The sequence below is a fragment of the Caballeronia sp. EK genome (genome assembly GCF_014384845.1).
GTDB classification, from domain to species: Bacteria; Pseudomonadota; Gammaproteobacteria; order Burkholderiales; family Burkholderiaceae; genus Caballeronia; species Caballeronia jiangsuensis.
Genome location: NZ_JACSUE010000002.1, coordinates 234,506 through 254,835 on the forward strand (window position 1 = coordinate 234,506; position 20,330 = coordinate 254,835).

Here is a 20,330-nt window from a genome sequence, read left to right on the forward strand (position 1 = left end):
CGCCTCGCGCCGATTACGCCCGCGCCTGCTTCAGCCAGTCCGCGAGCGCGGTGTTTCCACGGCGCGCAACGCCGGTCGGCACGAGCGAGTCTTCGACGATGGTGCCGCCGAAGTACGTCGCTTTCGGATCGACGACGATCTCGCGCGCATCGGCCCGTGCCTTCAGATACTGGCCGACGATCCGATGCAGCGGCGCACGCTCCGGCCCCGCGATATCGACAATGCCATTCGACGGCGGCGCGAGCCCGACATCGGCGACGATGGCCGCGACGTCATCCGCCGCGATCGGCTGGAACTGTCCTGTCGAGAGATGCACGCGGCCGTCCTGCGTGCCCGCATCGGCGATGCCGCCGAGGAACTCCATGAACTGCGTCGCGCGAATGATGGAATACGGCACGCCCGATTCCGCGATCAACTGCTCCTGTGCGACCTTCGCGCGGAAATAGCCGTTGTCCGGCATGCGGTCCGTGCCGACGACCGACAGCGCGACATGATGCTGCACGCCCGCCGCGACTTCGGCCTTCACGAGATTCGTGGTGGACGTGCGGAAGAACGCCATCACGTCGTCGGGCGCCCATGAAGGCGCGTTCGATACATCGATTACGACTTGCGCGCCGCGAAGCGCTTCATTCAATCCTGCGCCGGTCACCGAATCCACGCCGTTGCGCGGCGACGCGGCGATCGCCTCGTGACCCTTCGCACGCAGAATCGCGACGGTTTTCGCGCCGATCAAACCCGAACCGCCAATGACGACGATCTTCATGATGCACCTCTCGGTCAAGTGAAAGTGAAGTCATTGTGTGACAATGATGGCTTAGCAGAAAGGGACAAGAATCATCGATTGGACTAGTCCATGCCGCAAACCAGAAATGCACTGACGATAGCAATCGACCGGCAGGAAGCATCGCCAATTTATCTGCAGATTTGCGAGCGCTTCAAGGCCGCGATCGCGGCGGGTCATCTGAAGCCGGGAGATCGGGTGCCCGCGTTGCGCGGCCTCGCGACGCAACTGAATACGGCGCGCGGCACCGTCGAGATGGCGTATAACATTCTCGTCGATGAAGGCTACTTGCAGATGCGCGGCGCGGCGGGCACGTTCGTGTCGTCGTCACTGCCAGGCGCGGTTACGCGGTCCGCCACGCGCAAGAGCCGCGAGCGCGCGGATGCGCCGCGCGCGAGACGCGTCGAGCCCGCCGCCGATATCGGCAACGATGCGAAGCCCTTGCGCCCCGGCCTGCCCGCGCTCGATGCGTTTCCGCGCAAGGTATGGAGCAGGCTCGTCGCGTATCGGGCACGCAGCGGCGATCTCGCCGCACTCACGTATCCCGACCCTTCCGGTTATCGCCCGTTGCGCGAGCGCATCGCGACGTATCTCGGCCTGTCGCGCGGCGTGGAGTGCGTGCCGGAGCAGGTGTTCGTGACGAACGGCTATCGCTCGACGCTCGAACTCATTCTGCGCAGTCTCGCGAAGCCCGAAGACCGCGCGTGGTTCGAAGAGCCGGGCTATCTGCTCGCGCGTAACTTTCTCGTCGAAGCAGGCGTGCGGCTCGTGCCGGTGCCGATCGATCACGAAGGGCTCGACGTCGATGCGGGCATCGCGCTCGATGCCGATGCGCGCTTCGCGTTCGTCACGCCATCGCATCACAGTCCGCTCGGGGTCACGCTGACGCTTTCCCGACGCATGAAGCTGCTCGACTGGGCGAGCCGTGCGGGGAGCTGGATCGTCGAGGACGACTACGACAGCGAGTTTCGCTATGTCGGCCGTCCGCTGCCCGCGCTGAAAAGCCTCGATCGCGACGATCGCGTGATCTATTGCGGCACGTTCAGCAAGGTGCTGTTTCCGGGCCTTCGTCTGTCTTATGTGGTGGCGCCCGAGCGGGCCGTCGCGCGCTTCGGGCAGCTCACGAAGAGCATGAATGCGGGATCGCCTTATCTGTTGCAGGCGGCGGTGGCGGACTTCATCGCGCAAGGGCATTTCGCGCGGCATCTGAAGCGCATGCGCGCGCTGTACGCCGAGCGGCGGATGCTGCTCGCGAATGCGATTCTGAAGGCGTTCGGCGATGACGTGACCATCGACCTGCCGACCGGCGGCATGCATCTCGTCGCGCTCTTCCGCAAGGGACGCGCTGGTCCCATCGACGACTTGGCGATGGCCGCACGCGCGCGCGAAGCCGGGCTCGCGGTGCTGGCGCTGTCGGCGTGGTATCTGAACGGGCGAACGAAGCATACGTTGCGCGGGATCGTCGTCGGCTTCGCGAATGTCGCCGATGCCGCCGAAGCAACGCGACTCGCGCGCATGCTTCGACGGGCCTACGACGGTTAGAGCGTGATGGCGTCGTCAGAAGCAAAAAGCGCGTGCCGCGCGATCTCATCGCGTGCGCATTGCAGCGCTTCGGCCACGGCTTCATCGCCGCGCACGAGTCCTTGCAGCAGGAGAAAGTGCAGGCTTCGCAAGCCGATCGAGCCGAGCGCGTAACGCAGATACGGCGTGAGGAAATCCGGCTGACGCGCGTGCTCGCCGCAATGAAAGCCGCCCGATCCGACGATCACGAACGCGGGCCGGTCGCGCATCAGACCGACCTTGCCTTCGGGCGTGGCCGCGAATGTGCGATGAATGCGCAGCACGTAGTCGATCCACAGCTTCAACGCGGCGGGCACGGTGAAGTTGTGCATCGGCGTGTTGATGATGAGGGCATCCGTGGTTTCGATCTCGCGGACCAGTTGCTCGGATATGTCGAACGCGCTTGTTTCCGGATGACGCGACGTGACCGCGCGCGCATAGTCCCGCGTGACGGGCGGCAACGGCTTCGCGGCGAGATCGCGTTCGACGATTTCCACGCGCGCGGTCTTCTGCAACATCTCGATCATCTCCAGCGCGAGCCGGTAGCCGTTGCTCGCGTCGCCGTGCGGGCTTGCGTTGACGAATAGCACTTTCATCGCGCAGCCTCCTTGCCGTTGCCGGCGAGCGCCTCGACGAAATGCATGCCCTTAGCGAGCAGGCCATTGCGATAGTAGAAGCGCTGCGCGAGCGCCATGTGCAGGCCGGTATCGAGCACGAAATGCGCGCAGCGCGAATGAAGCGCGATCTCGCGGACCTTGCCGAGCAATTGCTTGCCGATGCCGCTGCGTTGCAGCCGCGCCGTGACGACGAGATCGTCGAGATAGACGAAACGTCCGTACAGCGTGTTCGTTTGCGTTCGATAGCCCGCGAGACCGAGGATCGCCCCATCTTCGTCGCATGCGGCGAGCAAACGATAACTTTCTTCGCGTTGACGGCGCATTTGCGCGGCGAACGCGTGCGCGTCGGTGAGATGCGGGCGCAGTTCCTTCATGACGTCGAAGGCGCGCGTCCAGTCGTCGGGCGTGTCGAGATGCCGAAAGGCGATCGAGGTGTCCATGCGTGTTCTCCACGTTGCATGACACCTACGATATCCGCGCGATGACCCAGGCTGAAGGGCCAAGAAACGATCTTTCGACCAGGCCATCCATTTACGCCAGCAGCCGCGCGATCAGGTCTTGCGTCGCTCGCGCGCCGTATTTGCGCAGCAGGCTCGCGCGATGGATATCGACCGTGCGCGGACTGATGTTCAGCTCCTTGCCGATCTCCTTGCTCGTCATGCCGTGAACGAGCAGGGCGGCGACGTCGCGCTCGCGTTCGGTCAACGTGTTGGCGTTATCGGATTGCTTCGTGCCCTGCGACAAGTCCGTGAAGGTCCAGACCGCCAGTTCGAAAGGCCGCTTCGGGTTATATCCGAAGCCGCAGACGGTGACCCAGAAATGCGTGCCGTCGATGCGCCGCATGATGCGGTCGTCGCTGAAGAACTCATGCTTGGCGAGCAGCGGCGCGAGACGACGGCCGGTGGTGGAAAAGTCCTTGCGCTGCGGATAGAGCTTCGAGAACGATTGATCGATGATGTCGCCGCGTGTCGCCCTGAAGAGTTCCAGCGCCCTCGAATTGCAATCCACCATGACCCGCTCTCTCGCAACGATGACGGCAACGGGCAAATGCCGGAACAAATCCTCGTAGTCGAGTTTGGGCGTCGGGTCGGTCATGTCGGGAAGCTTGCCGCGTCTGGCGAAAAGTTATCGTAACACCGAGGTCAGATAACTTTTCGCACTGTCGGCGCCGACGCGAATCAGACGTTCCACACTTCGCCGAATACGCGCAGCCAGTTCTCGCCCATCACTTTCTTTATGCGCGATTCGCTCCAGCCCGCCTTCTCCATCGCGGCGGTGAGATTCGGGAATTCGCCGATCGTGCGGATGCCTTCCGGATTCACGACCTTGCCGAAGTCCGTCAGACGGCGATAGCGGCCCTTGTCGTGCGTGATCCAGTCGAAGAATTCGGTGCTGTAACCTTGCGTGAAGTCGGTGCCGATGCCGACCTTGTCTTCGCCGATCAGATCGATCGTGTACTCGATCGCTTCGAGATAGTCGTCGACGGTCGCGTCCGCGCCTCTTCTCAGGAACGGCATGAACATCGTCACGCCGACGAAGCCGTTCGCATCGGCAATCTCTTTCAACTGCTCGTCCGTCTTGTTGCGCGGATGCTCTTTCAAACCAGAAGGGCAGCAGTGCGAGTACGTGACAGGCTTTTTCGAGCAGGCGATCGCATCGGAAGAAGTCTTCGCGCCGACATGCGAAAGATCCACCATGATGCCGACACGATTCATCTCCTGAATCACTTCGCGGCCATATCCGGACAAGCCGCCATCGGGTTCATAAGAGCCGGTGCCCACGAGATTCTGCGTGTTATAGCAAAGCTGAACCACGTTGACGCCGAGTTCCTTGAATACCTCGATATAACCGAGGTTATCCTCGAACGCATACGAGTTCTGAAAGCCGAAGATGATGCCGGTCTTGTTCTCTTTCTTCGCGCGCAGGATATCGTCGGTGGTGCGCACGAGCGTGAGAATCTCGCTGTACTCGCGGATCTGCTGCTTCATTTCCGCGATATTGTCGATGGTCTTCTGAAAGTCGTCCCACACCGACACGGTGCAGTTGACCGCCGTGACGCCGCCCTTTCTCATGTCCTCGAATACGGAGCGCTCGAACTTCGAGATGTTCAGTCCGTCGATGATGATGCTCGAATCGTGAAGGCTACTCATTGCGTCGATCCCTTCGGTATCGTGGTTGAGCGCGCCGCAGCGCTTGCGCCTGCGCTTGCATGGCCTGCTTCCTCGAGCGCGGTCTTCGATGTCTCGCGCAACGAGAGGCCGCCGATCATCGCGAAGATCGACACGGCGATCAGGTAATACGCCGGCGAGAGATTCGTTCCCGTCGCGGAGATCAGCCACGTCGCGACGAGCGGCGCGGTGCCGCCGAAGATCGTGTACGCGAGGTTGTAGGTGATGGCCGAGGCGGTGTATCGAGTCTTGGTGGCGAATACTTCCGACAGCAGCGGAGCCGTCACGACGCCCGAGAGCACGGCGCCCACGGCGAGCAGCGCGACGCCGAGCAGTGAGCGCGACAGTTCGCCCGATCCGCCGAGCGTGAAGGCGGGATAGACCGAGACGATGATGAAGATGCAGGTGGTCGCGATCGTCGTGCGTCGGCCGACGCGGTCGGAGAAAAGACCGGCCAGCGGGCACAGCGCCGCGGCGAAGAAGAGTGCGAGCACGGTCACGAGCAGTGAGGTTCCGCGAGACAAGTGCCCCGCCACCTGCATATAGGTCGCGAAATACGTGGTGAACGTATAGAAGGACAGCGCCGTGACCGAGACGAACGCGCCGAGTCTCAGGATGTTCCCGGACTGCGAATGCAGCGTTTCCATCAAGGGCGCATGAGCGACTTCCTTGTTGCCTTCGAGCGCCTTGAATGCGGGCGTCTCATGCAGATTCACGCGCAGATAGACGCCGATGAGACCGACCGGAGCCGCGATCAGAAACGGGATGCGCCAGCCCCAGTCGACCATCGCCGCGGGCGACAGCGAAGATTCGAGCGCATAAGCGACGACCGCCGCGCACGCGAACGACGAGAATGTCGAAACCGGAACGAAGCTGCCGAAGAACGCGCGACGGCGGCGCGGCGCATGTTCCATCACGTAGGCGCAGGCGCCCGCATACTCGCCGCCGGCGGAGAAGCCTTGCACGCAGCGGATGATCGTGAGCAGCAGCGGCGCCCAGTAGCCGATGCTCGCGTACGTCGGCAGCAGCCCGATCAGCGTGGTGGCGCCCGCCATCATCAGGATGGTGAAAGCGAGGGTCCGCTTGCGGCCGATCCGGTCCCCGACGACGCCGAAGAAGAGGCCGCCCAGCGGCCGGAACGCGAAGGCAACCGCAAAGACCGCGAACGTCTTCAGAAGCCCGACCGTCGGGTCGCCGCTCGGAAAGAACTCGCGAGTCAGGATGGTCGCGAGAAATCCATACGCGGCGAAATCGAACCATTCGACGAAGTTGCCGATGGAAGCCGCGGCTATGACGCGTCTGAGCGTTCTGGTATCGACCTCTTGGGCTGCTTGATTCGGCATGGCGCTTGACCCCTTTCTCTTGTCGGATTCCTTCCGAGTTGAAAAAGAGCGTAAGCGCTCAAATTACTTAGGTCCATACGTGTCAATTACCTAGGTAATCGGTCAGCCGCGTCACGGTCGGCGCGGCCGGACGCTTTACTGCTGGAGCCACGCCTGCACTTTCTCGGGATGCGCATCGACGAACTTCTTCGCCGCCACGTTCCAGTCGTTCGTGGCATTGCCGTCGAGTTCGATCGCTTCGACATCCGCGAGCGTCAGCTTGAAGTGCCGGACGAAGACATTGGCGCGAGGAAATTTCTGCGCGAACTGCTTCGACCCGAAACCGTGAATCTGCTCGTCGCCACCCAGTACGCCTTTGGGATCCTTCAGATACCGCATCTTGTACTTCTGCCACAGCCAGTGCGGGCTCCAGACGGTCGCAACGATCCAGTTCTTCGCCGGATAAGCACGCGACACAGCCGTCAGCATGCCGGCCTCGCTCGCCCTGACCAGGTTATAACCGGCGAGGTCGTACTCCTTGAGCGCTTTCTCCGAGGCGACCATCTCGCCCGCACCCGGCTCGATGCCCTGAATCGTGCTGTTCAGCTTCGTCTTGACATCGGGCTTGTTGAGATCGGCGATCGAGGCCACCTCGCTCTCGGGCACGTAGTCCGGAACCGCCCATCCGATCTTCGCCCCCGAGTAGATGGTGCCCAGATCCTCGATGTCGTTCTTGTAGCGAGCGAAGTAAGCCGCGTGCGTGACCGGAAGCCAGGCGCCCAGCATCAGATCCACATCGCCGCGGGCGAGGCCCTGAAACTGAATGCCGATATCCGCGTTGACCAGCGTAACGGGCTGTTGCAGCTTGGTTTCCAGAACGTACTTCGCGGTGTAGACGACCGCCTGGGTATCGGCCCAGTTGGTTAGCGTGATCTTGAGCGGGTCCGCGGAATGCGCGGACATGGCGAACGTGACCGCGGACACGGCGGCGGCAGCCTTCATGACGAAGCGTACGGACAAGGCATTCTTCATTCTACGTTCCTTGTATCGGGTGGGTTTGATGAAGACCGGGTGCGCTAAAGTCTCCTGACGAATACGCATCGCTGCAAGCGACGCCCTCCAGTCGGCAGTATTCGGGCGCATTAACCCGCCGTCAATGCTCTTCGACTCGCCGGGCGCATCGAATCACTCGTGCACGGGGTGATGTGCGAGAGGGTTTACATGTAGAAAAGCGGGTCGATGTTTTGCTAAGCAGCGAGGGGATATGTCAGCGCGCATCCACGCTGTGCTGCTTGCAAAAGATGATCGCGCAAACGATCAGACACATCGTCGTATTGCCGACGTTGAGCCAGAACATCGCTTCAGGTACGCCGTCGTTTCGTTCGAGCAGCATCAGCGCGAATGTCCCGTTGCTCAGCACCCAGCATAGCCAGGTCAACAGGCTATGACTTCGCGCGTCGGTCGGCGCGCAGACGAGTCTGACGATCGTGGGAACGTAGGTCAGCACGCGAGCGGCGTTCCAGAAAAGGAACATGCCCGTCAGGATGTTCATGTAAAGATCGTGACCCATCGCGCGCACCCGGAACGACAGCCTCATCCGGAAGAACGAATCAGCACGCGCGGATTGAACGGGGCTGCGACCGCCCAGCTTCCGAATGCATGCGTCGCGCGCAATCGCGTGCGGACCTTTCCCGCGCCTTCCCGGGAGATTTCAGCAGCGTTCCAGATCCCTCGAAAAGCCGGCCATTTGCAAGGCTGATCGGCCATGCCCGCGTGGGTCGCCGCAAAGCCACGAATAGTCGCCTCTTTGGCGCTCTTCTCGGGCTTTTGTCCGCGCCGGCCATCGATACACTTTCCGACGTAATTTCGAACTCAAAGCAAAAACAAGGAACGGCGATGGCCGACGCTGTGGATCATTACTTCGTGGGCCTCACGCAGCAGGCCTCGGCCGGCGGGCTCGCGCGTCTGCGCGGTCATGGCGCGACGACGATTCCGGCATCGCGCGTGTATCCGGTCGGCGCGCGCTTCAAGGCGTTCGTGCATCCGCTCGTCACGTTGTTGAGCGACGACGAACGCGTGAGGGACATCGTGCTGCGCCCCGTGCTCGGGCGTTATGGATCGAGCCAGGAACTCTCGGTCGGTCTCGAAGTGAAGGCGGCAATCGGCTTCGATGCGGCCGCGCTCGCCGCCGCCGTGTTCTCGCTCGCCGATGCCGCCGCGCAAACCGATGCCTTCGTCGGCCGCGTGCTGCCGCCCGGCGAATGGACCGACAACGCGCGGCCCGGTCTCACCGTGATGTTCCGCGAGCCGCGGCGCATCGCGGATACGGTCGAGCTGGTGCGCCGGATCGTCGAGTTTCCCGGCGAAGGCTGGGCCATCGACGGCTTCACGATGATTCCCTCGGTGCACAGCCGGATCGGCATCGTGCAGGGGCTGCGCTATATCTTTCTCCCCGAAATCAGCATTCGCTGGGACGTCGATTTGCGCGAACGCCTCGGCTCGGACGAGCACGAGATCGACGTGATCCTGCTCGATCAGGCGACGCGCATCGGACGGCTGTGCAAGGAGCTGCAGCAGAACCCGACGATCTCCGCCGCGTGGCTGAGCTGGTTCGACATCATGGTCGCGGGCATCGAGGATTACCGCGAGGTCATCGGCGTATTGAAGGCGGAGCAGGGCGCGCGCATCGTCGATCCGAAGTCGATGACCCGCATGGTCTTCTCCGAAATCCTTCAGTTGACGAGTTCCGGCGTGCTGCAAAAGCGCCTCGAACAGCTCGGCTACGCCGGCACGCGCGAGGCACGCGCGGGCAGCGTCGCGGCCTGAGCGGGTGATTCGCCATGACCACAATCCGCATCAACGTTAAACGAAAGAGCGTATGTCCGATCTGACGGCGGCCTTGTTCGCCCGCTACAACCGTGTGATGCGCATCGCGTTCGTGGGCGTGCTCATCGTCGCGTGCGCGCTCGTTTATCTGCAATACACGATGACGCTCGCGGCGCAAACGTCGAGCGTCAGTCAGCGCATGCAGGAACAGGCGATCGCGCTCGATGCGCTCGTGCGAAGCAGCACCGACGCCGTCAACTCGATGCGCATTCAGGGCGAGACATGGTTGCGCCTGCATCCGCAAGGCGCGGCCGATTCGCCGTTGCTCGCCGCGCTGCGGCCGGGCAAGGAGCCGGACAGCATCCAGCTCGACGCGTTGCCTGCACCGTGGACCGCCGCCGATGCCGGCAATCTCACGGGCCTCGTCGGTGCGCGCACGCCCGCGCTCGATCGCGAGCTCGAGATGGCGCTGAGCCTGAACGGCACGTTCAAGACGATCATGGCCAACCTGCCGGGCGCGACGTGGGTCTACTACACGTCCGCGCGACGCTTCATCAATATCTATCCGTGGGTCGCGTCGAAAGACTTCTTCTACGCGGACTCGCTCAAGCAAAAGGAATTTTTCACGGAAGTGCAAACGGCCACCGATCCCGATCACGCCGTCGTGTGGACGCCCGTTTATGTCGATGAAGCGGGCAAGGGCGTGATGGTCACCGCATCGGCGGGCGTGTTCGATGCGGGCCAGTTTCGCGGCTCGGTGTCGCTCGATCTGACGCTCGGCTGGCTCAACCAGTTCGTGCGCACCTGGCCGCCGGGACTGGGCCGCATGTTCATCGTCAACGATCGCGGGCAGTTGCTCGCGGACCCGGAACTGGTGCGCGATGGCGCACAGCAGGTGCGATCGGCCGAGGAAGCCTTTCCGCCTTCATTGCGTAGCGACCTGCAAAGCGTGCTGAACGATGCGGACGGGCGTCTTTCGATTCGCGACGGCTATTACATCGAGGCGGTCGGCATCCGGCATGCGCCGTTTCGCCTCGTGCTGCTGCTGCCGCGCTGGAACCTTCAGCGCGTGGCGCTGGAGACCGGCGTGCCGAGCGTGCTGGTGCTCGTGCTGAGCCTGACGCTGATGCTCATGATCGCAAGCCGGATGACGTACCGGGATGCGATCGTGCCCGCGCAGAAGCTGGTGCGTTACATCCAGGACGAAGACCGCGGCTCCGTCAAGTCGATTCCGGATATTCCGCAGGCATGGCGTCCGTGGTTCCTCACGATCCAGAACGTGTTCAACGCGCATACGAAGCTCGTGTCGATCCAGCAGGAACTCGACGTCGCACGACGCATGCAGCAATCGATCGTGCCGACGCGCTTTCCATCGCGGCCCGACTTGCAGATGTTCGCGCGCATGATTCCGGCGCGGGAAGTCGGCGGCGACTTCTACGATTACTTCTGGCTGTCCGATCAGAAGATCGGCATGGTGATCGCCGATGTGTCGGGCAAGGGCGTGCCCGCCGCATTGTTCATGGCGGTGGCGCGCACGCTGTTGCGCGCGATCGCGCCGAGCGCCGCGAGCCCGGGCGCGTGTCTCGCGCTCGCCAACGATCTGCTCGCGCAGGACAATGAAGCGACGATGTTCGTGACGCTCTTCTACGGCATCCTCGATACGGCGACGGGCGAACTCGAATACGCGAACGGCGGGCATAATCCGCCTTATCTGATCGGTCCGGACGGCGAGGTGTCGCAATTGCCGGGCACGGGCGGCATGGCGCTGGGCGTCATCGAAGGCACGCCGTTCAAGGAAGGGCGCGCGCATCTCGAAGCCGGTTCGACGCTGCTGCTCTATACCGACGGCGTCACCGAGGCGTTCAATCCCGCCGACGAGGAATACGGCGAACTGCGCCTCGCGCGGCATCTCGCGGGGTCCAATGGCGCGGATGTCGAAGTGCTGCTCAAGCGTCTCTTCGACAGCGTCAATCAGTTCGCCGACGGCGCGCCGCAATCCGACGACATCACCTGCCTTGCGGTTCACTACGGGGCTTCCGGGTCGAAGACAGCATGAACGCGACCGACACGCTCGACACGCAACTGGATCCGAAAGCGCCCGACATCGATGCGCTGGTGAATCGCTTGCAAGCGCTCTTCGATGCGCGCGGCCTGCCGCCCGCGCTGTTCCAGAGCTTCGCGATGGCCTTCGACGAAGTCATCTCGAACATCGCGGCGTACGGTTCGGCGCACGGCGCGATCCGCGTTCACGTGACGATCGGCGCGGACGAAGTGCATGCCGAAGTCATCGACGACGGCGTTGCCTTCGATCCGTTGACGCTGCCCGATCCCGATGTGACGAGCGAACTCGACGATCGCGCGATCGGCGGGCTCGGCGTCTATCTCGTGCGCAAGATGATGGATCGCGTGGCTTATGAGCGTCGTGAAGAATTGAACTGCCTGAGCTTTCACAAGCGCATCGCCGCGAAGCCGGACGCTTGAAGATCTACCGAGGAAACCGATGAATATCAACGAAACGCATGAAGGCGAAGTACTGGTCATCGCCGTGGATGGACGCATCGACAGCACGACCTCCCGGCAACTCGAAGACGTGTTGCCCGAGCGTGTTCAGGCGACGCCGCGCGTGCTGCTCGATATGAGCGACGTGCAATACGTCAGTTCGGCCGGCCTGCGCGTCTTGCTGAAGGCGGCGAAGAGCGCGCGCAGCACGGGGCATGATCTGGTGCTGACGGGACTTTTACCGCAGGTTCATGAAGTGTTTCAGGTGATCGGCTTCGATTCGCTGTTTCGCATTCTTCCCGATCGCGCCGCCGCGATGGCCGCGCTGACGGCGTGACGATTCGGTGTTGCATCGCGATAAGCCATCCGAAGCAATCGGGGATCTCTGTCTGCTATGCCACACAACCGCGCCGGTTCTGGTTTCGTATCGTGTGAGCGCCACCTATTCTGAAGCGTTCCGAAGCCGCGGGAGATGCACATGCCGACGATTGCATACGATGCAAGACGTGTTGCCCTGTACTCGCCGCAAAACGATGACACGATCTTCGATGATCGTGTCGAGTACAAGGCTTCGGCGCTCGCTGCGGAATTCGCACGACTCGCCTATGTCCATGCCGAAGACGCCCAACCTCAACTCGACCGGCTACGGCAGGCACTCTCGAAGGTGCGATTCGGCGAACCCAAGCTGTTCGATAACCCGGACACCGACACTCAGGGTTTCGGGGCACTCCGCGAAGCAGACGGCCTGGCCGTCGTGTCGTTTCGCGGAACCGAACCCGCGGAACTCACGGATATCGCGGTCGATCTCGTAGCGAGCCTGACGCCCTGGAACGAAACCTCAGGGCGGGTTCACGATGGCTTCGCTGCCGCGACGAGAAGTATTCTTCCCGCCGTGCTGCAATGGCTGGATGAGACGAAGAACGCGAGAAAGCGGCTCGTGCTCACGGGCCATAGTCTCGGCGCCGCGATTGCGACGCTGGCCGCGAGCGTATGCCGCCCGGACGAGCTCATTACGTTCGGATCGCCGCGAGTCGGAAATGCGGACTTCGCCGCGACGCTGGCCGAGACCGCCATCAAGCGATTCGTCGATTGCTGCGACCTCGTCACCGAATTGCCTCCCGAACTGGGCGGATACGTCCATGCGGGGTCCATGACGTTCATCGACGCCGACGGCACGCTGCATGCTGCGCCCGAGCCGTCGTTCGTGCAGGCCGACCGCGAGGCGGCGCGCATCGCTTATCTTCGCGAGTATGCGTGGAAGAAGGGCACCGTCATGATCAGGGATCTCGCCGACCATGCGCCGATAAACTATATCCGGAGCCTCATTCCCTGATAAGCCGACGAGCGCCGCAACGCGTCAGGACTTCGGCGCGAGCCACGAATCTTCGGCTTCGATGCCGTCCGGCTCATACGTCCACGTGATCTTCTCGTACGTGAACGACACGTCTTCCATGTGGCCCATCTGCTTGTTGTCCGGCGACAGGCAGTTCGGCGTCCACGACTTCATGTTCGTCAGAATCGCATTCGACAGCTTCACGGTGTAGTACTTCTCTTCCGTGCCCTTCGGCGAAATGCGATAGAACTCCAGCGACACGTCCTTCATCTGCTCGCCGGAAGTCAGCGCCTGATACAGCTTCGGCGAGGACTTGTCGATTTCCTTCGTGAGCGTCATCGCCTGGTGCACGCGCTTGCCGGTCGGCAGACCCGTTTGCGGGCTCTTCGGGATTTCGATGGTGTGATCGACAGCCTGAACGAGGATCTTTCCTTCATGACCCTGAACCTTGGTCGAGCCTTCGATCTTCCCTTGATTCTGGCCTTCGAGTGAGAGGTAGCACGGCATCGGCATGATTTTTTTCTCCGGTTGTTTGGCGCAGTTCGTTCTGCGCATGGGATGAATTCTCGGCGCGCGCCGTTACGGCCGCGTTTCAGAAAAACGGGCTCAGGTTACAAACGAAACATGAGGCTTACGCCACCTCGTTGAAGCGCCCGAGCGCGGACGCGCGGGTGTCGGTGACGTTGAGAATGTTGAGAAATCCGCTGACTTCGAACACTTCGCGGATCTGGTCGTGCATGCCGCACAGGACGAGCCGTCCCGCGGATTGTTTGAGGCGCTTCGCGGCGATGAGCACGACGCGCAATCCCGCGCTGGAGATATAGCCGAGCGCGCTCAGATCGAACAAGACCTGGTTGGTGCCCTGATCGAGACGGCGCTGGATTTCGGCCTCGACCTGCGCCGAGTTCGTGCTGTTCAGCGCGCCTTCGAGGCTCACGATGAGCACGTCGCCCTGGACTTCATACTGGTTTGCCACAATGGTCTCTCACGCAATGGCGATGCCGCTGTCCGCCTGGCTTCAGAAGTTCTCGAAGCATTAACGGCAGAAATCAAAAGAACCTTATGGATCGGTGAAGCGCATTGCCGCATTTCGGGCGCCCTAAAAACAGCTTCAAGAATCCGAAAGCGCGGTCGTTAATGCCCTGAGCGACAGGAAGTTCAGCGTAGCACGCAGGCCATGCGCCCAATGCGCGAAAAGAGCCCGGAATCCGGTTCTCTTTGCGGCAATGACCCGCTATACGCCGTGAGATCGTTCCGTGTCGCCAGCAGCATGCAATGAATGAGCGGCGACGGCATTCGCGCACGATCGTGCTGACGCTGTTCAAAGCGGCTTGAATATTTCATCAACACTTTTGGTATTGGGTTAGGGGGTAGGCATGGCATCTGACGGTTCAGTCGCTCCTAAGGAGCGGGTCAATATTGTGTATCGTCCGGCCACCGGAGATGCCAAGGCGGAAGTCGAACTGCCGCTGAAATTGCTCGTGCTCGGCGACTTCACTTTGCGCGACGACGACACGCCGATCGAAGACATGAAGCCGGTCAACGTCGACAAGGACAACTTCAACGAAGTGCTCAAGGGGCAGAAGCTCTCGCTCGATCTCGCGGTGCCGAACCGCCTCGACGCGAACGCCGATCCGGAAGCGCAGATCGCGATGAACCTGAAGTTCGAGTCCGTCGACGATTTCTCGCCGGATGCGATCGTCGAGAAAGTCCCCGAGTTGCGCCAGATGATCGCCTTGCGCGACGCGCTCAAGGCGCTGAAGGGCCCGCTCGGCAACATTCCGGATTTCCGCAAGCGCGTTCAGGAACTGATCGAAGACGAAGGCGTGCGTGCGCGTCTGATGAGCGAACTCGGCATCGAGGAAAAGTGACATGAGCGACATGGAAAAGCAACAGACAGCGACAGCCGCACCCGAATCCGACGCAAGTCTCTCGCTGCTCGATTCCCTGATCGAGTCGGCGCGCATCAAGCCGGGCGACGAAGCCTATTCGATCACGCGTCAGGGCATCCAGGCTTTCATCTCGCAACTGCTGGAGCCGCAGAACGCAGTCGAGCGCATCACGCAGGCGACGGTCGACAGCATGATCGCCGACCTCGACCAGAAGCTGTGCGCGCAGGTCGATGCGATCCTGCATCACGCCGACTTCCAGAAGATGGAGTCGGCATGGCGCTCGCTCAAGTTCCTCGTGGACCGCACGAATTTTCGCGAGAACGTCAAGATTCAGTTGCTGAGCGTAAGCAAGGGCAAGCTGCTCGAAGACTTCGAGGACGCGGCGGATATCACCAAGTCGGGTCTCTACAAGAATCTCTACACGGCTGAATACGGCCAGTTCGGCGGCCAGCCGTTCGGCGCGATCGTCGCGAACTACGAGTTCGGTCCGGGCACGCAGGACGTGAAGCTGCTGCAGAACGTGGCGAGCGTATCGGCGATGAGCCATGCGCCGTTCATCGCCGCGGCGGGCCCGCATTTCTTCGGCGTCGATACCTATGATCAGTTGCCGAACCTGAAGGACCTTTCGTCGATTTTCGAAGGCCCGCAATTCGTCAAGTGGAATGCGTTCCGCGAATCGGAAGACGCGCGTTACGTCGGTCTCACGTTGCCGCACTTCCTGCTGCGCGTGCCGTACGGCGCGGATACCGTGCCGGCCAAGAAGTTCAACTACAAGGAAGACGTGTCGGGCGGCAACAGCCAGTTCCTGTGGGGCAACGCGGCGTTCGCATTCGCCTCGCGCCTGACGTCGAGCTTCGCCGATTACCGCTGGTGCGCCAACGTGATCGGACCGCAGGGCGGCGGCACGGTGGGCGACCTGCCGGTGTACACGTACGAGTCGATGGGCGAGCTGCAAAACAAGATTCCGACCGAGGTGCTCATCTCCGAGCGCCGCGAGTTCGAGCTTGCGGAGCAGGGCTTCATCGCGCTGACGATGCGCAAGAACAGCGACAACGCCGCGTTCTTCTCGGCGAACTCGGCGCAAAAGCCGAAGTTCTTCGGCAACACCAAGGAAGGCAAGGAAGCCGAGCTGAACTACAAGCTCAGCACGCAACTGCCGTACATGTTCGTCGTGAGCCGTCTCGCGCATTACATCAAGGTGATCCAGCGCGAGAACATCGGCACGTGGAAAGAGCGCGTCGATCTGGAAAGCGAACTCAACACATGGATTCGCCAGTACGTCGCGGACATGGACAACCCCGCCGAAGGCGTGCGCAGCCGTCGTCCGCTGCGTCAGGCGGAAATCGTCGTGGCCGATGTCGAAGGCGATCCGGGCTGGTATCGCGTGGATCTGAAGGTGCGCCCGCACTTCAAGTACATGGGCGCGTCGTTCACGTTGTCCCTGGTCGGCAAGCTGGACAAGAAGTAAGCGGCGCATCGCCGGAAAGCGCGCCGTGTTTCATCTGTAACGCAACGCGGGAGAACTGAAACCGACCGGTAACGGGCCTCCTGCAACATGTGAAACATGCGCAGCACACAAGAGCTGAGCGAAACGCCGGGGCCGCGAGGGCCCGGCGAAACAACCGAAACCCAAACACAGTTTGCTACCCAACAGGGGAATTATCATGCCGATGCCGTGCTACCTCACTCTCGAAGGCCAGAACCAGGGCAAGATCGAAGGCTCGACCAAGGTTCAGGGTCATGAAGGAAAGATTCTCGTCCAGGCTGTCGATCACACCATCGAAATTCCGAAGAGCCCGCAAACGGGCCTGCCGACCGGCAAGCGCGTGCATCTGCCGATGACGCTCACCAAGGAAATCGACAAGTCGTCGCCGAAGCTGTTCCAGGCGCTGACCTCGGGCGAGCAGATGAAGAACGTCACGCTGGAGTTCTACCGCATCTCGCCGAAGGGCACGGAAGAGAAGTACTACACCGTGAAGCTGTCGAACGCGATTCTGACGAACATGAAGTCGTGGACGCCGAACTGCCTGTCGCCGGAAAACAAGCAGATGGGTCACATGGAAGATATCTCGTTCACGTACGAGAAGATCACGTGGACCTTCGATCCGGACGGCATCGAAGCCGAAGATTCGTGGCTCGCGCCGAAGTCCTGATTCGCCTCTGAGCGGGAGCAATCGTGAGAGAGCGCCGGCTGCTGGAACGGATCGCGAGCTGGAGCGCGGGTGAAGCGCGCACCAACGAGACCCAGGTGGATGTGCTCGTCGATTCCGTGATGGGCCATCTGAGCCGGCTGCTCAACACGCGGCAAGGCAGCGTGCAGATCGATCCGCAATTCGGCGTGCCCGATTTCACGAACCTTGCCGGCACCACCGCGATGGGCTCCACGCGCGAGATCGAAGAGGAGATTCGCCGCATGGTCCTGCGCTACGAGCCCCGCATCAAGTCGCCGCGCGTCACGCTCAATCGCGAGGAAACCGATGTGCTGTCGATCCGCTTCGCGCTCGAAGGCTCGCTCGAAGTGGACGACCGCGAGATTCCGCTGCGCATCTCGACGACCGTGGGCGCGAATGGGCGCGTCAGCGTCGACTGATTTCACGCCGTCACTCTCTTTCTTATCCGGATTCAGCCGAGTCGGTCACGCATGTTCAATCGATACTATCAGGATGAGCTGAACAAGCTGAAAGGCCTGGCCGCCGAATTCGCCCGCGCGAATCCGGCGATCGCGCCGATGCTCTCGGGCACGTCCGCCGATCCGGATGTCGAGCGCCTGCTCGAAGGCGTCGCGTTTCTCACGGGCCTCACGCGCCAGAAGCTCGACGACCAGTTTCCCGAGTTCGTTCAGGAACTCACCAATCTGCTGTTTCCGCATTATCTGCGGCCCGTTCCGGCCTCGACGCTGATCGGCTTTGCGGCCAAAGGTCCGCGCACGCAGGCGTCGCGCGTGGCCGCGGGCACCGAGCTCGCGTCCGTGCCGGTGGATGGCACGTCGTGCCGCTTTCGCACCGCCTGGGATCTCGATGTCGAGCCGTTGCGCATCGCCGAAGTCAATCTGCTGAGCCACGCGGGCGCGGCGCCCGTGCTGATGATCGACTTCGAAATGGACGGCGGCGCGAGCATCGCGCAATGGAACGGCGATTCGATTCGGCTCTTCCTGAACGGCGGTCATGTCGATGCCTCCAAGCTGCTCTTGCTGTTGATGAATCACGTCACCGACGTGCGCATCGCGAGCGGCGGCGAGCGCCTGTCGCTCGGCGCGAAAAGCCTGCGCACGAGCGGCTTCGACGCCGGCTTGCTGACTTATCCGGGCCACGCGTCGAGCGGCTATCGCACGATCCAGGAATTCTTCGCGCAGCCGGAAAAGTTTCTCTTCATCGACATCACGGGAATCAGGCGCTGGACCGCGAACGCGAACGGCACGAGCTTCAGCATCGTGATGACGCTCGATGCGCTGCACGACTGGATGCCCGAGATCGACGCCGAAAGCTTCATGCTCAACGTGGTCCCGGCGATCAACGTGTTCGCGCATGTCGCGGACCCGATCACGCACGATCATCGGGCGACGGAATATCGCGTGATTCCCGAAGGCCGCGATCGCCGTCACTATCAGGTGTATTCGGTCGATCAGGTGCTGGGCTATCAGCAGGGCCGCGCGCAGGAGCGCGTGTATCAGCCGTTCAGCATGTTTCGTCACGACGGGCGCGGCGCGCAACTGAGCTACCGCACGACGCTGAAAAGCGCGAACGTCGAGCGCGGCAGCGACGTGTATCTGTCGCTCAACTATCCGCCTTCGGAGACGCCGCTGCCGGAGACGCTGTCGATCCGCGTCACCTGCACGAACCGCGCGTTGCCGGAAGGCCTGAAACCGGGCGACATCAACGTGCCGACCAGCTCGTCGCCCGATCAGATGAGCTTCACCAATATCCGCGCGATCACGCCCGCGCAGGACCCGCCCGCAGGCGAGGAACTGCTGTGGTGCCTGCTGTCGCACGTATCGCTGAATCTGCTGTCGCTCGCCAGCGCCGACAACCTGCGCAAGCTCCTCGGCCTTTACGTGTTCGCCGGGCGGCAGGGCCAGGAGCTGTCGAACCGGCGTCGTATCGAAGGCATCGTCGATGTGACGGTCACGCGCGAAACGCGGCTCGTCGGCCGTGGCGGCATGCAGCGCGGCCAGTTGATCCGCATCCGTTGCCGCGAGGACCATTACGCCGGGATCGGCGATCTGTATCTGTTCGGTTGCATGCTCGAGCGATTTCTCGGCGATTACGCCGGCATCAATTCCTATACGCGCGTCGAGCTCGAAGACACGCTCTCAGGGAAAGTTTTCAAATGGCCGCCGAGACTCGGACAACAACCGATGCTGTGAAGGCGCTGCTTCTCACCAACGGCGAGAAGTATTCCTACTTCCAGGCGATCCGGCTGCTGCGGCTCTACGACCGTCACACGGGTCTGAACCAGGAGAACCTGCGGGTGCGGCCGCGGCTCGGGCTCGGCTTTCCCGAGAACGATATCGACCGCATCGAGGCGATGCCCGAAGGCGGTTATCGCATCACGGCGAACTTCTTCGGCCTGTACGGCGTGGCATCGCCGCTGCCGACGTACTACACCGAAGACCTCTTCGAGGAAGAGCGCGAAGGGCATCACGTCACGCGCGATTTCCTCGATATCGTGCATCACGCGCTGTATCCGCTGCTCTTCGACGGATGGGCGAAATATCGCGTCGAGCAGCGCATCGTCGAGGATCGGCACGAGGCGTCGCTCAATCAGTTGTATGCGTTCGTCGGTCTGCACGATCCCGATCTGCGCGTCGATCTGTTGCCGGGCAGCGCCGAACTGCTGCGTTACGCGGGCCTGTTCAACCAGCGGCCGCGCTCGGCGCTCGGCCTGAAAACCCTGCTCGCCGATGCCTTCGCCCCCGCCGATGTGAACGTGGTGTGCGGCGTGCTGCGCGTGGTGCCGATTCCCGCCGATCAGCGCTGGCAACTCGGGCGTCAGCAAAGCTGTCTGGGCGAGGACGCATGGCTCGGCTCGGAGATCGACGATTACGAAAGCGCGATCCGCATCGAATTCGCGAACGTGCCGCATGCGCTTTTTCATCAGATGCTGCCGGGCGGGACCGCCCATGCGCGCCTGCGCTTTTTCACGCGTTTCTATCTGACCGATCCGCTCGATGTCGAAGTCGGGCTGCAACTGCGCGATGACGAAGCAGGCGCGGCGCGCACGGGGCGCGGCGCGTGGTCGCGGCTCGGTTTCGATACATGGCTCAACCCCGGCGAGGCGAAGCTGCCGACGCGGGTTCACTACGCTCTTTAAACCCACTGCTGGCCGTTGCTGG

Annotated in this window: 22 protein-coding genes; 12 read left to right on the top strand and 10 right to left on the bottom strand. The window is 62.1% G+C overall.

Going from position 1 to position 20,330, the window contains the following annotated elements; all coding sequences use genetic code 11:
* Positions 1-13 precede the first annotated feature (13 nt).
* Entirely contained in the window at positions 14-763 is a 750-nt protein-coding gene (locus IAG25_RS05495; RefSeq protein WP_187603944.1) for an SDR family oxidoreductase, read from the bottom strand.
* Positions 764-853: 90 nt separating this feature from the next.
* Between IAG25_RS05495 and pdxR the strand changes: the two genes are divergently transcribed.
* The gene (gene pdxR, locus IAG25_RS05500) at positions 854-2,323 is read left to right on the top strand and encodes a MocR-like pyridoxine biosynthesis transcription factor PdxR (RefSeq protein WP_187603945.1); all 1,470 of its coding nucleotides are present in this window, start codon (positions 854-856) and stop codon (positions 2,321-2,323) included.
* Here the strand turns inward: pdxR and IAG25_RS05505 are convergent.
* The 7 genes from IAG25_RS05505 to IAG25_RS05535 all read right to left on the bottom strand — a co-directional run bounded on the left by IAG25_RS05505 (position 2,320) and on the right by IAG25_RS05535 (position 8,000).
* Positions 2,320-2,937, bottom strand: a complete 618-nt coding sequence (locus tag IAG25_RS05505) for an FMN-dependent NADH-azoreductase (RefSeq protein ID WP_187603946.1) — start codon at positions 2,935-2,937, stop codon at positions 2,320-2,322. The two genes, pdxR and IAG25_RS05505, sit on opposite strands and share 4 nt — an antisense overlap.
* Complete coding sequence (locus tag IAG25_RS05510; RefSeq protein ID WP_187603947.1) at positions 2,934-3,398, bottom strand: GNAT family N-acetyltransferase; 465 nt, start codon at positions 3,396-3,398, stop codon at positions 2,934-2,936. The genes IAG25_RS05505 and IAG25_RS05510 overlap by 4 nt, the downstream gene beginning before the upstream one ends.
* Positions 3,399-3,489: 91 nt before the next feature.
* Positions 3,490-4,053: a PAS and helix-turn-helix domain-containing protein gene (locus tag IAG25_RS05515; protein WP_187603948.1), complete on the bottom strand. Its 564-nt coding sequence runs from the start codon at positions 4,051-4,053 to the stop codon at positions 3,490-3,492.
* An 83-nt stretch (positions 4,054-4,136) separates the two neighbouring features.
* Positions 4,137-5,108 (bottom strand): dipeptidase, encoded by a 972-nt coding sequence (locus IAG25_RS05520; RefSeq protein WP_187603949.1) that lies wholly within the window; start codon positions 5,106-5,108, stop codon positions 4,137-4,139.
* Positions 5,105-6,469, bottom strand: coding sequence for an MFS transporter (locus tag IAG25_RS05525; protein WP_187603950.1), 1,365 nt, complete (start codon positions 6,467-6,469; stop codon positions 5,105-5,107). The genes IAG25_RS05520 and IAG25_RS05525 overlap by 4 nt, the downstream gene beginning before the upstream one ends.
* Positions 6,470-6,604: 135 nt before the next feature.
* Entirely contained in the window at positions 6,605-7,480 is an 876-nt protein-coding gene (locus tag IAG25_RS05530; RefSeq protein ID WP_187603951.1) for a glycine betaine ABC transporter substrate-binding protein, read from the bottom strand.
* 235 nt (positions 7,481-7,715) lie between these two features.
* Positions 7,716-8,000 carry a hypothetical protein gene (locus IAG25_RS05535; protein WP_187603952.1) on the bottom strand — a complete coding sequence of 95 codons (285 nt, stop codon included), beginning with the start codon at positions 7,998-8,000 and terminating at the stop codon, positions 7,716-7,718.
* 344 nt (positions 8,001-8,344) lie between these two features.
* On the opposite strand from IAG25_RS05535, the gene IAG25_RS05540 reads away from it, so the two are divergent.
* The 5 genes from IAG25_RS05540 (at position 8,345) to IAG25_RS05560 (ending at position 13,106) form a co-directional block, all read left to right on the top strand.
* Complete coding sequence (locus IAG25_RS05540) at positions 8,345-9,274, top strand: hypothetical protein (protein WP_187603953.1); 930 nt, start codon at positions 8,345-8,347, stop codon at positions 9,272-9,274.
* 52 nt (positions 9,275-9,326) lie between these two features.
* Positions 9,327-11,330, top strand: coding sequence for a SpoIIE family protein phosphatase (locus IAG25_RS05545; protein ID WP_187603954.1), 2,004 nt, complete (start codon positions 9,327-9,329; stop codon positions 11,328-11,330).
* Positions 11,327-11,755 (top strand): ATP-binding protein, encoded by a 429-nt coding sequence (locus tag IAG25_RS05550; protein WP_187603955.1) that lies wholly within the window; start codon positions 11,327-11,329, stop codon positions 11,753-11,755. The genes IAG25_RS05545 and IAG25_RS05550 overlap by 4 nt, the downstream gene beginning before the upstream one ends.
* 19 nt (positions 11,756-11,774) lie before the next feature.
* Positions 11,775-12,110 carry an STAS domain-containing protein gene (locus tag IAG25_RS05555; RefSeq protein WP_187603956.1) on the top strand — a complete coding sequence of 112 codons (336 nt, stop codon included), beginning with the start codon at positions 11,775-11,777 and terminating at the stop codon, positions 12,108-12,110.
* 141 nt (positions 12,111-12,251) lie between these two features.
* On the top strand, positions 12,252-13,106 hold the full coding sequence (locus IAG25_RS05560; protein WP_187603957.1) for a lipase family protein: 855 nt from the start codon (positions 12,252-12,254) through the stop codon (positions 13,104-13,106).
* 24 nt (positions 13,107-13,130) lie between these two features.
* Here IAG25_RS05560 and IAG25_RS05565 read toward each other — a convergent pair whose 3' ends face one another.
* Together IAG25_RS05565 and IAG25_RS05570 are read right to left on the bottom strand one after the other, a co-directional pair.
* Complete coding sequence (locus IAG25_RS05565; protein ID WP_035501372.1) at positions 13,131-13,619, bottom strand: Hcp family type VI secretion system effector; 489 nt, start codon at positions 13,617-13,619, stop codon at positions 13,131-13,133.
* 118 nt (positions 13,620-13,737) lie between these two features.
* The gene (locus IAG25_RS05570; RefSeq protein WP_035501261.1) at positions 13,738-14,082 is read right to left on the bottom strand and encodes an STAS domain-containing protein; all 345 of its coding nucleotides are present in this window, start codon (positions 14,080-14,082) and stop codon (positions 13,738-13,740) included.
* A 400-nt stretch (positions 14,083-14,482) separates the two neighbouring features.
* On the opposite strand from IAG25_RS05570, the gene tssB reads away from it, so the two are divergent.
* The 6 genes from tssB (at position 14,483) to tssG (ending at position 20,308) form a co-directional block, all read left to right on the top strand.
* The gene (gene tssB, locus IAG25_RS05575; RefSeq protein WP_035501262.1) at positions 14,483-14,977 is read left to right on the top strand and encodes a type VI secretion system contractile sheath small subunit; all 495 of its coding nucleotides are present in this window, start codon (positions 14,483-14,485) and stop codon (positions 14,975-14,977) included.
* 1 nt (position 14,978) lies between these two features.
* Positions 14,979-16,466, top strand: coding sequence for a type VI secretion system contractile sheath large subunit (tssC, locus tag IAG25_RS05580; protein WP_035501264.1), 1,488 nt, complete (start codon positions 14,979-14,981; stop codon positions 16,464-16,466).
* A 196-nt stretch (positions 16,467-16,662) separates the two neighbouring features.
* Entirely contained in the window at positions 16,663-17,151 is a 489-nt protein-coding gene (locus IAG25_RS05585; RefSeq protein ID WP_014192977.1) for an Hcp family type VI secretion system effector, read from the top strand.
* Positions 17,152-17,174: 23 nt separating this feature from the next.
* Entirely contained in the window at positions 17,175-17,588 is a 414-nt protein-coding gene (gene tssE / locus IAG25_RS05590; protein WP_187603958.1) for a type VI secretion system baseplate subunit TssE, read from the top strand.
* Positions 17,589-17,639: 51 nt separating this feature from the next.
* Complete coding sequence (gene tssF, locus IAG25_RS05595; protein ID WP_035501267.1) at positions 17,640-19,361, top strand: type VI secretion system baseplate subunit TssF; 1,722 nt, start codon at positions 17,640-17,642, stop codon at positions 19,359-19,361.
* On the top strand, positions 19,325-20,308 hold the full coding sequence (gene tssG, locus IAG25_RS05600; RefSeq protein WP_187603959.1) for a type VI secretion system baseplate subunit TssG: 984 nt from the start codon (positions 19,325-19,327) through the stop codon (positions 20,306-20,308). Before tssF ends, tssG begins: the two co-directional genes overlap by 37 nt.
* Positions 20,309-20,330: the final 22 nt, after the last annotated feature.